Source organism: Nocardiopsis ansamitocini, from assembly GCF_030268225.1.
Lineage (GTDB): Bacteria > Actinomycetota > Actinomycetes > Streptosporangiales > Streptosporangiaceae > Nocardiopsis_D > Nocardiopsis_D ansamitocini.
The window spans coordinates 279122-293296 of the sequence record NZ_BSQG01000005.1 but is presented as its reverse complement, the minus strand read 5'-3'; the positions used below and the strand labels follow the sequence as shown (position 1 = coordinate 293296).

Below are 14175 nucleotides of genomic sequence, written 5' to 3'. Positions count from 1 at the left end.
CGAGTGAGGATCCGGCGTGCCGGAACGACCATCCCCTGGGGCTCCTCCTGCCCTGGGCGACTCCCTGGCCCACGGGTGGGACGACCCCGACGGCCAGAACCTGCCGCCCGCGGACTGGGGGCGCCCCACTGGGCCGCGGCGTACCGCAACCATCTGGCTCTTCGCGCTGTTCATCATCGCACTGGCCGTTGGAAACGCGTGGCTGTCCGACACACTGACCAGTGAGGCGTTCCTCGCCTGGGCGACGATCTTCACCGCCATCAGCCTCCAGGCGCTGCCGTTCCTGGTGTTCGGCGTCGCATTGTCGGCGGCGCTGAGCGCGTTCGTCCCGGCGTCGTTCTGGCAGCGCGTCATCCCGCGCAGACCTGCCCTGGCGGTACCGGTGGCGGGCCTCTCCGGTGCCGTCCTGCCCGGCTGCGAGTGCGCCTCGGTGCCCGTGGCCAGCGGACTGATGCGCCAGGGGGTCGCCCCGGCTGCCGCGCTGACCTTCCTGCTGGCCGCCCCGGCCATCAACCCCATCGTCTTGGTGGCCACCGCGGTGGCCTTCCCGAACCAGCCCGAGATGGTGGCCGCGCGGTTCCTGGCGTCGCTCGGCGCGGCCGTGGTGGTCGGCTGGGTGTGGGCACGGTTCGGTCGCACCGACTGGCTGCGGCCGCCGCGCCGCCACCACGATCCCGACGCCTCCAAGTGGCTGGTCTTCCGGGAGTCCATGCAGCACGACCTCATGCACGCGGGAGGCTTCCTGGTCGTGGGCGGCCTGGCCGCAGCCACGCTCAACGTGCTCGTCCCCCGGGACTGGATCACGGCCGTCGCCGACCGGCCGGTGCTGTCGGTCCTGGTTCTTGCGCTGCTGGCCATCCTGCTGTCGATCTGCTCGGAGGCCGACGCGTTCGTCGCGGCGAGCCTGACCGCGTTCTCGCCCACCGCCAAGCTCGCCTTCCTGGTGGTCGGTCCCATGGTCGACCTCAAGCTCATCGCGTTGCAGGCCGGTACCTTCGGTTGGTCCTTCGTCTACCGGTTCGTGCCGCTCACGCTGGCAATGACCCTGATCTTCACCTTCGGAATCGGCTGGTGGCTGCTGTGAACCGGATCGCCCAAGGAATGGTCCTCGTCCTGCTGGGGGCCTCCGCGCTGAGTGTCACGCTCGCTTCAGGCCTCTACCTGAACTATGTGCAGGCGGCCTTCAAACCGTTCCTGGTCGCCGCCGGCGTCGTATTGGTCGTCCTCGGCGTTGTCGCCGTGGCCAGTGACCTGCTGGCCGCGGCGCGCGGCGCGGACGAGAACCCGGAGTCCGGGGGCGGCGATGACGACCACCACGGACACTCCCATGCGCGGGGTCCCGGAGTGGCCTGGCTGCTGCTCATGCCGGTCATCGCGGTGTTCGTGGTCGCGCCGCCGGCACTGGGCGCTTATACGGCCTCGGCGGCCAACCCGCCGGCGCCCTCCGACGTCGAGGCCGGTTCCCTGGACGAGTTCGGCGCCGATGTCCCGGCCGGTGAGCCCGTGCCCATGGAGCTCCAGGCGTTCGTCATGCGTGCCTGGACCGACGCGGACCGGCAAATGGCCGGGCGCGAGATCGAGCTCACCGGGTTCGCGGTACCCAACCCCGAGGGGGAGGGCTGGTATCTGGCGCGGTTGCAGATGGCCTGTTGCGCGGCGGACGCCATCGTCAACCGTGTCCTGGTCGAGAACGAGCCGGAGCCACCCAAGGACTCGTGGTGGACGGTCACCGGGACCTGGGCGGAGCCCGAGGGCGACCTTCAGGAGATCCGGGACCACCGGTTCACCGTCGGCGAGATGACCGCGGTGGACAACCCCCCGGATCCCTACGAGTAGTCGGAGCCCCACGTCGAGGGGCGAGTACGCGAGGGCGGGTCAGATCCGGCGGGCGCCCAGCTCACCGGATATGCGTGCGGCCGTGCCGACCACATCGGGCCCCAGCTCGCGGACCTGGGCGGCGGTGAGCCGGCTGGCCAGGGAGGAGACGCTGATCGCGGCGGTGGCCTCGTCGTTGTGGTCGAACACCGCGGCGGCCACGCACCGGACCTCCGGCTCGTTCTCCCGGTCGTCGATGGCGTAACCGCGTTCGCGCACGCGCACCAGTTCGCGCCGGAAGGCATCGGGATCGGTGATGGTCTTCCCCGTCACCGGGGGCAGCCCTGCGGCGACCACGTCGTCGACCAGGTCGGGCGGACCGTGGGACAGGATGGCCTTGCCCACCGCGGTGCGGTAGGCGGGCATGCGCGCCCCGATCCGTGAGGCCATGCGCACCGTGGCGGTGTCCTCGACCTTGTCCGCGTAGACGACGTCCAGTCCCTCCAGCACCACCAGGTGGCAGGTGTGCCCGGTGCGCCGCATCAGCTCCCGCAGGTGCTTGGACGCCACCGAGCGCAGGTCCAGCTGGTCGAGGTAGGCCTGTCCGAGTGAGAGCGCGGCGGCGCCCAGGCGGAACCGGCCGGTCTCGCGGTCCCGGGTCAGCAGCCGGGCCTCCAGGAGCGGGGTGGCCAGCCGCAGGACGGTGCTTTTGTTCAGTTCCAGGGCCTCGGCCAGGTGGGTGAGGCTCACCCCTCGACTGCCTGCCGGCTGGAAACGCACCTGTTCCAGGATGGCCAGTGCGCGGCGCAGCGACGCCGAGGAGTTGCGTGCGGGCCGCGTCCCCGGGGTGTCGGCCGTCATCCCTTCACCGCCCCTCCCAGCCCGGAGACGAGGTGGCGCTGGACCAGGATGAAGAACACCAGGACGGGGATGGTCATCAGCACCGATCCCGCCATGATGCCACCCCAGTCGTTCTCGTCGGGTTTGAAGAAGGTCAGGAGCGCGATGGGCAGCGTCTGGTTCTCCTGCGCCGAGATGATGAAAGTCCTGGCGAAGAGGAAGTCGTTCCAAGTGGCGATGAAGGAGAAGATGCTGCACGCGACCACCCCCGGCGCCACGAGCGGGAACAGGATGCGTCGCACGAAGGTGAAGCTGCCGGCCCCGTCCAGCCGGGCGGCCTCTTCCACTTCGCGCGGGACCGCCGCGACGAACCCTCGCAGCATCCAGATCGCGAAGGGGATCGAGAAGGCGAGGTGCACCAGGACGAGGGAACCGAGATGGTTGAGGCCGAGCGCCGGAACGGTTCCGCCGATGTTGCGCATGAGGAAGAACAGCGGGATGGTCAGTGCCTCCACCGGAACCATCTGGGCGACCAGCACCATGACCAGCAGGGTCGTGCGGCTGCGGAACCGGTAGCGGGTCAGGGCGACAGCGGCGAGGAACGCGCACACCGTGGACAGCACCACCACCGCGGCGGCGATCAACAGGCTGTTGAACAGGTACTGGCCGAATCCGTCCACCAGGATCACCCGGCGAAACGACTCCAGGGTGGGGGCGAGGGTGAACGGGGTGGCGTCTCCGGCCTCCAGTTCGGTGCGTGGTCGCAGCGCCGACAGCAGCATCCAGTACAGCGGGAACGCAACGACCGCTGCCACCGCCAGTGCTGCCAGGTCGGCCAGCGGGAACCGCCGTCGGGTGCGACCGGTGGTCGAAGTACTCACAAGACCTCCCCGTTGCGGCGCAGGACGCGCAGGTAGACCAGTGTGATGGCCAGGAGCAGCAGGGTGGTGACCACGCCGATGGCCGAGCCGAGCCCGTACTCGCTGGCGGCGAACGCCTGCTGGTAGCCGTAGACGTTGAGGACCAGGTTCTGGCCCGAGACACCACCGCCGTTGGTCATGATGTAGATCTGCGTGAAGATCTTGAAGTCCCAGATGATCGACTGGATCGTCACGATCATCATCACCGGGCGCAGCATCGGCAGCATGATGCTCCAGGCGATGCGGGGGGTTGTGGCGCCGTCCAGCCTGGCTGCCTCCACGATCTCCTCGGGAATCGACTGGATCCCCGCGTACAGCGTCACCATGACGAAGGGGAACGAGCACCACACCACCTGCGCGCCGACCAGGCCGAAGGCCGACCACTTGTCGTAGGTCCAGGAATGTCCGGCGAACCCGTCGAACCCGATCCCCGCCAAGGTCTGGTTGACCAGCCCCAGGGTGGGATCGAAGAGGAACAGCCACACCGCACTCCCGGTCACCGCGGGGGTCGCCCAGGCAGCCAGCGCTGTCAGGAACAGTGCGGTGCGCACCCAGGGACGCAGCCGCGTGGCCAGCACCGCCAGGGAACCGCCGACCAGCAGCGTGCCCAGGACACAGGCCCCGGCGAAGACCGTCGTGTTGGCGAGAACCGTCCAGAACCGCTCGCTGCCCAGTAGGGCCGTGTAGTTGTCCAGCCCGATGAAACGCAGCGGCTCGGTTCCGCTGACCTGTGCCTGGCGGTAGTCGAACAGCGAGACGAGGCCGAGCTGGTACAGGGGGTAGACCAGCATGACGGCGAGGATCACCAGCGCGGGCGCGAGATAGACCCATGGTTCGTGGCCGCCGCGTCGGCGGCCGGGGGCTTTGCGGCCCCCGGCCTGCCGCACGGGCAGAACGGGTGTTGTCATCGGTTCACTGACCGAACGCGTCGTTCATCTGGCCGGCCGCATCGTCGGTGGCCTCGTCGACCGACGCGCGGTCGCCGGCGATCTGCTGCATCATCGAGGGCAGCACGGTCTGGGCGTCGATCGTGGCCCAGGCGCCGGTGGCCGGTACGAACCGGGTGCCCGCATCCAGGGTGGTGACGAACGGGTCCATCTCGGGGTGTTCCGCGGTGATGTCGGCTTGGACGTCGGTGAACGCCGGCAGGTTGCCCATGGCGTCGAACATCTTGCGCTGGTACTCCTTGCCGCCCAGCAACTGGGTGAATTCCAGGGCGAGGGTGCGGCGTTCGGTCCCTGCCAGGATCCCCAGGTTGTTGCCGCCGGCGAACGCGGGGGCCACCGAGCCCTCCTCCACCCCGGGCAGCGGGACGACGGCGAAGTCCTCACCGATCGCGCTCTCCTGGACGGCGTTGAGGCTGAAGTTGCCGCCGATGGTCATTCCGGCTTTGCCCGCGACGAAGTTCTGGACGCTGTCGTTGCCGCCCATCTCCGAACAGGTCTGGGGCGGGCAGATGTCGTCGGAGAGCAGCTCGGCGTACTGTTCGACACCGGCGCGGGACTCGGCCGAGTCGATGGCGGAGGTGAAGGAACCGCCGGAGGGGATGGCGATGTCACCGCCGTGCGCCCAGATGAAGGGCATGAAACCGTAGGTGTAGGCGCCGCCGGTGGAGATGCCGAGCAGGTCGGGCTCCTTCGCACGGATCGTGCGCGCGGTCGTGGCGAGCTCGCCCAGCGTCGCGGGCACGTCCAGGTCGTGGTCGGCGAAGACGTCGGTCCGGTAGAAGAGGGCGCGGATGCCCACGTACCAAGGGACACCGTAGGTGCTGCCGTCGACCTGGGTCGTCCGGGCGAGTTCGGCATCGATGTCGGCGGCCTCGTCCCAGGCGTCGATGTCGGCGCTGATGTCGGCGAAGCCGCCTGCCTCCACGTACCCCGCGAGGTCGGTGTTGCCGAACTCCGCGACATCGGGGGCACTGGCGGGATCGTTGAAGGCCGCGCGGAACCGCTCGGCGCGGGTGTCCACCGGGATGTACTGCACGTCTACGGTGACGTCGTCGTGGGCTGCCTCGAAGGCCGCGATCGCCTCGTCCACGACTTCCTCTTTGGGGCCTTGGTTGACTTCGGAGAACAACCAGACGCGCAGGGTACCGGTGTCGAGGTCGGCGTCGGAGGCGGAGTTGGTCGACTGTGCGGGGGCGCACGAAGCCAGTAGTGCGGCCGTGCAGGCCACTCCCAGGGTGCGGATCAGTCGCATCGAAGCTCCTTGGCGCGGGGATCGTTCGTGACGGTGGCGAGAACGGGCCGTGGCCGGGATGGGGCCCGGAGGCGGCCTGTCTTTCTCTAGCTCGGCAAGCTATAGATCCGTCGACGAGTCTTTGAAGAGCCCGCGCGCAAAGTTGTGCATTGCACAATCGCTGAGTACCTATGCAGTGCTCAGATGGATTTCGATTCCTGGAGCTGGGGTTACGCAAGGTGTCGTGGCCGTCTTGCGACCAGATCCGGGCCTGGGCGTGACATGACGCGGGGCGCGAGAACGTTCTCGCGCCCCGCGTCCGCGCCCGGGTGTGGTTTTAGAAGGCGAAGACCCCGGCGGCCGCCTGGGCGGCCATGCAGGGGTTGCCGAACTCCCTGCCGTAGTTCACTTCTTGACCCAGCCAGTAACCGCGGGCGGTGACGGTCACCGGCTCGTACTGCATGGTGCAGAAGCCCCCACGATGCGGCAGCGACTCGAAGTCACCGTTGGTCGCCTTGAGCGCCGCACACGCCCCCCGGGAATTGGGGTGGCTGCCGACTGCGGCGGGGTGGCAGGCCAGAGTCACCCGGCGGTGGTCGGTCAAGGGGCCGTCGGCGGCCTGGGAGCCCTTTGCCGTGGTCAGCACCAGTGCCGATCGCAGAGCTGGCTCGGCGGCTGCCGCGGGGGATGCCGTCACCAGGGCTGCTGCGGTGGCGGTCAGGGCGGTCGCGATGGTCAAAAACGTGCGCACGAGCTCTCCCGGAGTCATGATGGGTCGCCCTACCGGCAAGGACAACTAAGTGTTATTTAACAGTCACTTAAAGTAGCGCGCACGCTTTTTTGGAAATCCGCCCCATTGCGCGGAGGGGGTAGATGTCCAGTAAGATAATGATAATCGTTTTCAATCGAAGGGGAGTGAAGGTCCTGATGCCACAGGCCACGGCCGCCCGAGTGGTTGTCGTCGCGGGGTTGCACCGCGCGGCGCGCTCGTACGCGGTGGACGAGTTCCTGTACGGGATGCCCGACGCAGTTGCGGTGCACCACGATCTCACCGGTATCACGGAGGGGGTCGTCCACCGGGTGGTGCGCGACCGTTGGGGCGAGCGCGACCGTCAGCGCGTCGACCTGGTGCACGCCTGCGTCTCCTGCACTCTGCGCGAGGACCTCGTCCCCCTCCTCCTGAAGCTCGCGGCGCAGGGGGAGGCCGCTCTCTATGTCGTGGAGGCGTGGGACGGTGTCGAGCCCCGCGCCATCGTCGAGGCGTTGACGATGGCCGAGGTCAACCGGAGCCCCATCGCCGACTGGTTGACGGTGGAAGCCGCGGTCACCGTCGTGGACGCCGAACTGTTGGTCGCCGATCTGACCTCCGGCGACGACATGTGCGATCGCGGTCTGGACATCGCTCTCCAGGACGACCGTACGGTCGCCGAGGTGCTCAGCCGGCAGGTGGAATACCCCACCGCGTTGGTACTGCACGGAGGCGAGCGCGCTCCGGAACTGACCGAGCAGTGCACGGCAGTGCTCAGCCAGCTCAACCCCGCCGCAGCGATCATCGCCCCCGACCGGGGCCGGCTCGCCGCGCTCGCGGGCGGTCGCTTCGACGCCGTCGCCGCTGCTGCACGGTTGGACCCGGCATGCGTCCAGCCCCTGGACTTCTGCGAGACGGGTCAGGTGCGTACCGTCACCTGGCGGCGTTCGCGTCCTTTGCACCCCGGCAGGCTGCACGCCGCGCTCGACGACGTGGTGGGTGCGGGGTTGCGCAGTCGGGGGCGGTTCTGGCTGGCCAGTCGTCCCGACACGCTGCTGGTCTGGGATGCGAGCGGGACCTCGCTGGCCATGGAGACCGCCGGCCCGTGGTTGGCGGCGCTGCCCGACGCCGCCTGGGACCTGGTACCCGAGCAGCGTCGTATCGCCGCGCGGCTGGACTGGCATCCCACCGCCGGGGACCGCTGCCAGTGCCTGTCCTTCACCGGGATCGGTCTGGATGCCGGGCGGCTGGTCGAGCTGTTGGACTCCTGCTTGCTCACCGAGGCCGAGCTGGAGGAGGCGGCGCGCGAGTGGCCCGCTGCCGAGGACCCCTTCGCCGAAGTACTCGACGCGGTCTCCTGAGAACCGTGCTCCGGACCGATTCTCCCGTGACCTGCAAAGAGGAAAGAGAAGGCCGTATGACTCCCCGTCCACGTCCCCAGCGCGCACCGCACCGTTTCGCCAATCCGCTGCACGGTGTGACCTCCATCGACTACAAGGACGTCGCCCTGCTGCGTACGTTCATCTCCGACCGCGGCAAGATCCGCAGTCGCAGGGTCACCCGGCTGACCGCCTGCCAGCAGCGGCTGCTAGCGGCAGCGGTCAAGAACGCCCGTGAGATGGCCCTGCTGCCCTATCCCAATACCGACGGTACGTCTGCTGCCCGTCGCTGAGAAGCCGGATGGCCCGCCGCGATCGTGGTGGGTCATCCGGAGATCCGGCGCTGTCAAAGGGCACTACCAGCTGGACTTGGTGACTCCGGGCAGCTCGCCGCGATGGGCCATCTCGCGGAAGCGGATGCGCGACAGCCCGAATCTGCGCAGGTGCCCGCGCGGGCGGCCGTCTACGGAGTCGCGGTTGCGCAGTCGGGTCGTGCTGGCGTCGCGCGGTTGGCGGCCCAGTGCCAGAACGGCTTCGGCCCGTGTCCGCGGATCGGTGTCGGGGGCCTTGATGATCCGCTTCAGTTCGGCGCGACGCCCGGCATGGCGCGCCACGACGAGGGAGCGCCGGTCGTTGCGGGCGATCGTGCTTTTCTTCGCCACGGTGGCTCCTAGATCTTTGTGCCACGGGCGCGCATGCCCGCCACCACGCGTTCGATGCCTTGTGCGTCGATGACACGAATGCCCTTGGTGCTCAGGCGCAGCCGGATGTAGCGCTGTTCGCTGGGTAGCCAGTACCGCTTGACCTGGATGTTCGGGTCGAAACGGCGCTTGGTGCGCCGGTTCGAGTGGGAGACGTTGTTGCCGAACGCGGGCGCTTTGCCCGTCACCTGGCAGACCTGGGACATCGGATTGCTCCTCTCGGGGGAACGGGGGTGGGAAGCCCCAGCTTACTAAAATGAAAACCATTTTCATAATTGGAAGAGGGGCGACTCCGAGAAGAATCGCCGCTCGGCCTTCCGGCGGGTCGGGGGCCGGCTCGGTTAGGTTGTGAGTCGATCCCGGTGCTGGAGAGGGCGGCTCATGGCGGCGGACAGCGGACAAGAGACCGTGGGAGCCACGCCTTCCGTGCCCCCGGCCGCCGTCGGTGGAAGTACTGCGGGGCGCCCGGCCGCCCCCGGTGGTCCGGTCGCACCCGTCGGGCCGCCCGGCCCCGCCGACCGTCCCGAACCCCGGCGCCGCAACAATTACTTCGCCATCGGCTTCACCGGTGCGCTGGGCGTGCTGACGGCGTGGCTGCTCGCTCAAGCGCTGGTCCAGGCGCGCGCCATCCTCATCTACATTCTGGTCGCGCTCTTCCTGGCGGTCGGCCTCAATCCGATGATCGAATTTTTGAGGCGTCGTCTGCTCCCGCGCTGGGCGGCGATCGTGGCTGTGTGCGTGGGTCTGGTGGTCCTGGCCGGCGGATTCGTCTGGGCGATCGTCCCGCCGCTCACCCAGCAGGTCGCCGGTATCGCTGCGGACGCGCCCCGCTACATCCAGGAGCTACAGGACAACAAGTTCGTCGCCGACCTCGACGAGCGATTCAAGATCCTCAGTCATCTCCAGAAGGCGGTCGTCAGTCCCGACTTCGGGCAGCAGCTCTTCGGCGGGCTCGTCGGGGTCGGCCAGGTAGTGGTCAACTCGCTGGTGGCCACCTTCACCGTGCTCATCCTGACGCTGTTCTTCATGTCCTCGCTCCCCGGCATCACCGAGGTCGCCTACCGGTTGGTGCCGCGGTCGCGCCGCGAAAGGGTGCGCGAACTGGGGGACGAGATCCTGGAGCGCATCGGCAGCTACATCGGCGGACAGCTGCTGATCGCGCTGATCAGTGGGCTGGTCGCCTTCGTCTTCTTGATGCTCATCGGCTCCGACTACGCACTCACCCTGGCCCTCGTCGTCGGAGTCACCGCGCTCATCCCGCTGATCGGCACCACCCTCGGCGCGCTGGCGGCCTCGCTCGTGGTGGGGATCGGCGACCTGCGGCTCGGGTTGCTCACCCTGGCCTTTTTCCTGGTGTACCAACAGATCGAGAGTTATGTGATCGCGCCCCGGGTGATGCAGCGCTCGGTGGACGTCGCGCCCACCGTGACCATCACCGCCGCGTTGCTGGGCGGTGCGCTGCTCGGTCTGGTGGGCGCACTGATCGCGATCCCCACCGCCGCCGCGGTCACCCTGTTGCTCAAGAAAGTGGTTTTTCCCCGCCTGGAAGAGCGCTGAACAGGGTTTTCCCGGCCCGCTGTCGACGACCGCCCGTGTGACGAGCATGTTGCACGGTGGTTTCAAACGTGATTTCTCAGACACTGTCCTGTGCACTTTTTATGGCTGATCGTCACTTTTGCGAACCTTTCTCGTCTTGACACCGCGCGCTCCGTCAATCGACACTTGCACACAGTTGCTTAGGTAAGCATTGCCTTAGTAAGGCAAGGCTGTGCAAAATGCTGCGCAAAAACCATAGGGGGAGATGTGGGCCGGAACGGGATCGATGGGTCGATCGCCCTGGTCACCGGTGCGGGGCAGGGGATCGGCAGAGCGGTCGCCGCAGCACTCGCCGACGAGGGTGCCACCGTTGCCGCGGTCGACATCGATCCCCACCGGATCGAGGCGTCCGGTGCCGACCGGACCGGCGCCGAGGCCACCATCTGCGCCTACCCCGCCGACGTCACCGATCCTCGGCAGGTCGACTCCCTCCTGGAGCGCATCGAACGCGACCTCGGCGCCGTCGACCTGGCCGTCAACGTCGCCGGGATCCTGCGCACCGGTCCGGTCACCGAGTGCACCGACGCCGACTGGGCCGCGATGCTCGCCGTCAACGCGACCGGCGTCTTCACCGTTTCCAGGGCAGCGGCCCGGTTGATGCGGCCGCGCCGCAGGGGACAGATCATCACCGTCGCCTCCAACGCCGCGGGCGTGCCCCGCGCGAACATGGCCGCCTACGCCGCGTCCAAAGCCGCAGCGGTCGCCTTCACCAAATCGCTGGGCCTGGAGCTGGCCCCACACGGGATCCGCTGCAACGTGGTCTCCCCCGGATCGACCGACACCCCGATGCTGCACGGCATGAACGGCGCCACGGGCACCCCCGACGTCGTCGCCGGCGACCCCGCCTCCTACAAGGTCGGCATCCCGTTGGGCAGGATCGCCGACCCGGGCGACATCGCCGCGGCCGTCTGCTTCCTGGCCTCCGACGCAGCCCGACACATCACCATGCACGACCTCTACGTCGACGGCGGAGCCGCCCTGCGCTGACCCCGCGCACCACGCGACCCTCCAGCACCCCGCTGCACAGCGGGGACCAGGCTGCCCGGCCCACCACCACCCTTACGGCGGTGCCCGGCATGTCCCGACACAGAAAGGCCAATCGGTGCCCCAACAGCGTGTCGTCACCAGCGCCTCTACGGCCGGCGACCTTCTCGACCACTACCGGCCCGGCGATTCCTTCTTCTCCTCGGCCGCGCGTGCGGTCCGCGGGGAGGGAGTCCTCGCCACCGCGACCAGGATCGACGACCTCCCCACCGTTCTCAGCGGCATCGACACCGACGACTCCCAACCGCCGATCGCCATGGGTGCGCTGCCTTTCGACCCGGCCGAACCCGCCCACCTCGTTGTCCCGAGCACCGTGTGCTGGGCGCCTCCGTTGGCCGCCCACGCCGCCGCACCCGTTGCGCGCCGCCCGCTCGCGGGGACCTGGAGCATCACCCCCGTGCCCCCGCCCGCCGAACACGTGGCCGCAGTGGAGCAGGCCCTCAAACTGCTGGCCGGCGCCTCCGGCGAGGGCCTGCGCAAGGTCGTCCTTGCCCGCTGCCTGAGGGTGAGAGGCAGCGAGCCCGTGGACGTCGCCCAGGTCCTCGCCAACCTGGCCCGGCGCGACCGCTCCGGTTTCACCTTCGCCATGAACCTGCCCGAACGGGCAGCCGGGACCCGCACCCTGATCGGGGCCAGTCCCGAACTGCTCGTGGCCAAACGCGGCCGTTCGGTGACCTCCAACCCCTTGGCCGGATCGGCGCCGCGCAGTGCCGATCCCACCCTCGACCAGCAGCGGGCAGTCGCCCTGCTCACCTCGGCCAAGGACCGCTACGAGCACGCCGTGGTGGTCGATGCGGTCGTCGAGGCGCTGCGTCCCCACTGTCGAGGACTGGACGTCCCAGCCGAGCCCGAACTCATCGGGACCGCCACGATGTGGCACCTGTCCACGCGGGTCTCCGGGGAACTGCGCGACCCGACCACGCCCTCCCACACCCTGGTCAAGGCACTGCACCCGACACCCGCCGTGTGCGGCACCCCGACGGCCGCGGCGCATCGCGCCATCACCGGCATCGAACCCTTCGACCGCGGCTTCTACACCGGAGCGGTGGGTTACACCGATGCCGCCGGAGACGGCGAGTGGGTCGTCACCATCCGCTGCGCCGACACCGAGGGCCGCGACCTCGAACTCTTCGCCGGCGGCGGCATCGTGCCCGAATCCGACCCCGAGGCCGAGCTCGCGGAAACCTCCGCCAAGCTGCGCACCCTGCTGCTCGCCCTCGGTATCAACCAGTCCCTCTGACCCTCTCGCCCGACGCCCCTACGAAAGGCCGGTTCGACCATGCTCGCCGGATGCACCCCCTGGCCCGAGGCGGACGCCGCCCGGTACCGCGCCGCCGGGTACTGGACGGGCGAGACCCTCGGCGCGTTCCTACGCGAACGCGCCGAACGTTTCGCCGACCGCCCCGCAGTCGTCGGAGACGGCCGCCGCTGGACCTACGCCGATCTCGACGCCCGCGTCGACCGGCTGGCCACCGGCCTCTCCCGGCTCGGACTGGACCGCGGCGACCGGGTCGTCGTGCAACTCCCCAACATCCCCGAACTCATCGAACTGGTCTTCGCGCTGTTTCGGCTGGGCGCACTGCCGGTGTACGCGCTGCCCGCGCACCGCCGCAGCGAGATCGAGCACCTGTGCACGGCCACCGGAGCCGTCGCGCTCGCGGTGCCCGGACGCCACGGGGGATTCGACTACGCGGCCATGGCGGCCGGCATCGCCGACACCAGTCCCGCGCTGCGCCACGTCCTCGTCGCCGGTGACACCGACGCGTTCACCGCGCTGGACGACGTGCGCGCAGCAGAGCCCGACGCAGTCGCGTTCATCGACGCGGACCCCGGTGACGTCGCGTTCTTCCAGCTTTCGGGTGGCACCACCGGGCTTCCCAAGCTCATTCCGCGCACCCACGACGACTACCTGTATTCGGTGCGCGCCAGCGCCGACATCTGCGGCCTGGGCCCCGAAACCGTCTACCTGGGGGCTCTGCCCCTCACCCACAACTTCCCCATGAGTTCGCCCGGTTTTCTGGGCGTCCTGCACACCGGGGGCACCATCGTCCTGGCGCCCGATCCCAGCCCCGCCACGGCGCTGGCGCTCATCGAGGCCGAACGCGTCACCATCACCGCCGTCGTTCCGCCGGTCGCGCTGCTGTGGCTGGACGCCGTCCAGAGCGGAGCCCAGTCCGACCGCGACCTTTCCTCGTTGCAGGTACTCCAGGTCGGCGGGGCCAAATTCAGCCGGGAAGCCGCCCGGCGGGTGCGTCCGCTTCTGGGCTGCACGCTCCAACAGGTCTTCGGCATGGCGGAGGGCCTGGTCAACTACACCCGACTCGACGACGCGGAGGACGTGGTGACGGGGACGCAGGGCCGACCGATCAGCGTCGACGACGAGATCCTGGTCGTCGACGACCAGGACCGCCCGGTGCCCGACGGCACCCCCGGCCACCTGCTCACCCGAGGGCCCTACACCATCCGCGGCTACTACCGGGCCGACGCGCACAACGCCACTGCCTTCACCGCCGACGGCTTCTACCGCACCGGCGATATCGTGCGCCGCGACCCCGCCGGCTCCCTCGTCGTCGAGGGCCGGGCCAAGGACCAGATCAACCGCGGGGGAGAGAAGGTCGCGGCCGAGGAGATCGAGAACCACATCCTGGCCCACCCCGACGTGCACGACGCGGCCGTCGTCGCGATGCCCGACCCCTTCCTGGGCGAACGAGTGTGCGCCTACGTCATTCCCCGCGCCCAGGCCCCTGCGAAGAGCGTCCTGCTGCGCTTCCTGCGCGGACGCGGGCTGGCCGCCTACAAGATCCCCGACCGCGTCGAGTTCGTGGAGCGCTTCCCCGCCACGGGCGTCGGAAAGATCTCCAAGCGCGAACTCCGCCGGGCGATCACGGCCGGTCTACGCGCCGCCCAGGCCCAGTCCTGAGACCGCTTCGTTTCCACCCAGCGATTGGACCACC

15 protein-coding genes are annotated in these 14175 nt (G+C 69.1%); 8 read left to right on the top strand and 7 right to left on the bottom strand.

The window, feature by feature from the left end:
• Nucleotides 1-16 precede the first annotated feature (16 nt).
• A complete protein-coding gene (locus QSJ59_RS16195; RefSeq protein WP_285760401.1) occupies nucleotides 17-1084 on the top strand; it encodes a permease in 1068 nt (355 codons plus the stop codon).
• Nucleotides 1081-1836 carry a TIGR03943 family putative permease subunit gene (locus tag QSJ59_RS16190; protein ID WP_285760589.1) on the top strand — a complete coding sequence of 252 codons (756 nt, stop codon included), beginning with the start codon at nucleotides 1081-1083 and terminating at the stop codon, nucleotides 1834-1836. Before QSJ59_RS16195 ends, QSJ59_RS16190 begins: the two co-directional genes overlap by 4 nt.
• Nucleotides 1837-1875: 39 nt before the next feature.
• Here QSJ59_RS16190 and QSJ59_RS16185 read toward each other — a convergent pair whose 3' ends face one another.
• The 5 genes from QSJ59_RS16185 to QSJ59_RS16165 all read right to left on the bottom strand — a co-directional run bounded on the left by QSJ59_RS16185 (nucleotide 1876) and on the right by QSJ59_RS16165 (nucleotide 6522).
• A complete protein-coding gene (locus QSJ59_RS16185) occupies nucleotides 1876-2676 on the bottom strand; it encodes an IclR family transcriptional regulator (RefSeq protein ID WP_285760399.1) in 801 nt (266 codons plus the stop codon).
• Nucleotides 2673-3536 carry a carbohydrate ABC transporter permease gene (locus QSJ59_RS16180; RefSeq protein ID WP_285760398.1) on the bottom strand — a complete coding sequence of 288 codons (864 nt, stop codon included), beginning with the start codon at nucleotides 3534-3536 and terminating at the stop codon, nucleotides 2673-2675. The genes QSJ59_RS16185 and QSJ59_RS16180 overlap by 4 nt, the downstream gene beginning before the upstream one ends.
• Complete coding sequence (locus QSJ59_RS16175) at nucleotides 3533-4483, bottom strand: carbohydrate ABC transporter permease (RefSeq protein ID WP_285760397.1); 951 nt, start codon at nucleotides 4481-4483, stop codon at nucleotides 3533-3535. Before QSJ59_RS16175 ends, QSJ59_RS16180 begins: the two co-directional genes overlap by 4 nt.
• 4 nt (nucleotides 4484-4487) lie before the next feature.
• The gene (locus tag QSJ59_RS16170; RefSeq protein WP_285760396.1) at nucleotides 4488-5774 is read right to left on the bottom strand and encodes an extracellular solute-binding protein; all 1287 of its coding nucleotides are present in this window, start codon (nucleotides 5772-5774) and stop codon (nucleotides 4488-4490) included.
• Nucleotides 5775-6090: 316 nt separating this feature from the next.
• Nucleotides 6091-6522 (bottom strand): subtilase-type protease inhibitor, encoded by a 432-nt coding sequence (locus QSJ59_RS16165; RefSeq protein WP_285760395.1) that lies wholly within the window; start codon nucleotides 6520-6522, stop codon nucleotides 6091-6093.
• Nucleotides 6523-6680: 158 nt separating this feature from the next.
• Between QSJ59_RS16165 and QSJ59_RS16160 the strand changes: the two genes are divergently transcribed.
• Together QSJ59_RS16160 and rpsR are read left to right on the top strand one after the other, a co-directional pair.
• On the top strand, nucleotides 6681-7862 hold the full coding sequence (locus QSJ59_RS16160) for a CobW family GTP-binding protein (RefSeq protein ID WP_285760394.1): 1182 nt from the start codon (nucleotides 6681-6683) through the stop codon (nucleotides 7860-7862).
• Nucleotides 7863-7918: 56 nt separating this feature from the next.
• Nucleotides 7919-8173 (top strand): 30S ribosomal protein S18, encoded by a 255-nt coding sequence (gene rpsR, locus QSJ59_RS16155; RefSeq protein ID WP_285760392.1) that lies wholly within the window; start codon nucleotides 7919-7921, stop codon nucleotides 8171-8173.
• Between the two features lie 63 nt (nucleotides 8174-8236).
• Here the strand turns inward: rpsR and rpsN are convergent, their stop codons facing one another.
• Nucleotides 8237-8542 (bottom strand): 30S ribosomal protein S14, encoded by a 306-nt coding sequence (rpsN, locus tag QSJ59_RS16150; RefSeq protein WP_285760391.1) that lies wholly within the window; start codon nucleotides 8540-8542, stop codon nucleotides 8237-8239.
• A gap of 8 nt (nucleotides 8543-8550) precedes the next feature.
• Nucleotides 8551-8787: a 50S ribosomal protein L28 gene (gene rpmB, locus QSJ59_RS16145; protein ID WP_285760390.1), complete on the bottom strand. Its 237-nt coding sequence runs from the start codon at nucleotides 8785-8787 to the stop codon at nucleotides 8551-8553.
• Between the two features lie 175 nt (nucleotides 8788-8962).
• On the opposite strand from rpmB, the gene QSJ59_RS16140 reads away from it, so the two are divergent.
• The 4 genes from QSJ59_RS16140 (at nucleotide 8963) to QSJ59_RS16125 (ending at nucleotide 14141) form a co-directional block, all read left to right on the top strand.
• Nucleotides 8963-10138 (top strand): AI-2E family transporter, encoded by a 1176-nt coding sequence (locus tag QSJ59_RS16140; RefSeq protein WP_285760389.1) that lies wholly within the window; start codon nucleotides 8963-8965, stop codon nucleotides 10136-10138.
• A gap of 246 nt (nucleotides 10139-10384) precedes the next feature.
• Entirely contained in the window at nucleotides 10385-11164 is a 780-nt protein-coding gene (locus QSJ59_RS16135; protein WP_285760388.1) for a 2,3-dihydro-2,3-dihydroxybenzoate dehydrogenase, read from the top strand.
• Between the two features lie 115 nt (nucleotides 11165-11279).
• A complete protein-coding gene (locus QSJ59_RS16130; RefSeq protein ID WP_285760387.1) occupies nucleotides 11280-12461 on the top strand; it encodes an isochorismate synthase in 1182 nt (393 codons plus the stop codon).
• Nucleotides 12462-12500: 39 nt separating this feature from the next.
• Nucleotides 12501-14141 (top strand): (2,3-dihydroxybenzoyl)adenylate synthase, encoded by a 1641-nt coding sequence (locus QSJ59_RS16125; protein WP_285760386.1) that lies wholly within the window; start codon nucleotides 12501-12503, stop codon nucleotides 14139-14141.
• Nucleotides 14142-14175: the final 34 nt, after the last annotated feature.

What these genes read in the sequence shown, in the direction of transcription:
- rpmB (WP_285760390.1), bottom strand. Translation starts at nt 8,787, where the DNA reads ATGTCCCAGGTCTGCCAGGTGACGGGCAAAGCGCCCGCGTTCGGCAAC.
- QSJ59_RS16125 (WP_285760386.1), top strand. Translation starts at nt 12,501, where the DNA reads ATGCTCGCCGGATGCACCCCCTGGCCCGAGGCGGACGCCGCCCGGTAC.
- QSJ59_RS16175 (WP_285760397.1), bottom strand. Translation starts at nt 4,483, where the DNA reads ATGACAACACCCGTTCTGCCCGTGCGGCAGGCCGGGGGCCGCAAAGCC.
- rpsR (WP_285760392.1), top strand. Translation starts at nt 7,919, where the DNA reads ATGACTCCCCGTCCACGTCCCCAGCGCGCACCGCACCGTTTCGCCAAT.
- QSJ59_RS16140 (WP_285760389.1), top strand. Translation starts at nt 8,963, where the DNA reads ATGGCGGCGGACAGCGGACAAGAGACCGTGGGAGCCACGCCTTCCGTG.
- QSJ59_RS16170 (WP_285760396.1), bottom strand. Translation starts at nt 5,774, where the DNA reads ATGCGACTGATCCGCACCCTGGGAGTGGCCTGCACGGCCGCACTACTG.
- QSJ59_RS16165 (WP_285760395.1), bottom strand. Translation starts at nt 6,522, where the DNA reads ATGACTCCGGGAGAGCTCGTGCGCACGTTTTTGACCATCGCGACCGCC.
- QSJ59_RS16185 (WP_285760399.1), bottom strand. Translation starts at nt 2,676, where the DNA reads ATGACGGCCGACACCCCGGGGACGCGGCCCGCACGCAACTCCTCGGCG.
- QSJ59_RS16160 (WP_285760394.1), top strand. Translation starts at nt 6,681, where the DNA reads ATGCCACAGGCCACGGCCGCCCGAGTGGTTGTCGTCGCGGGGTTGCAC.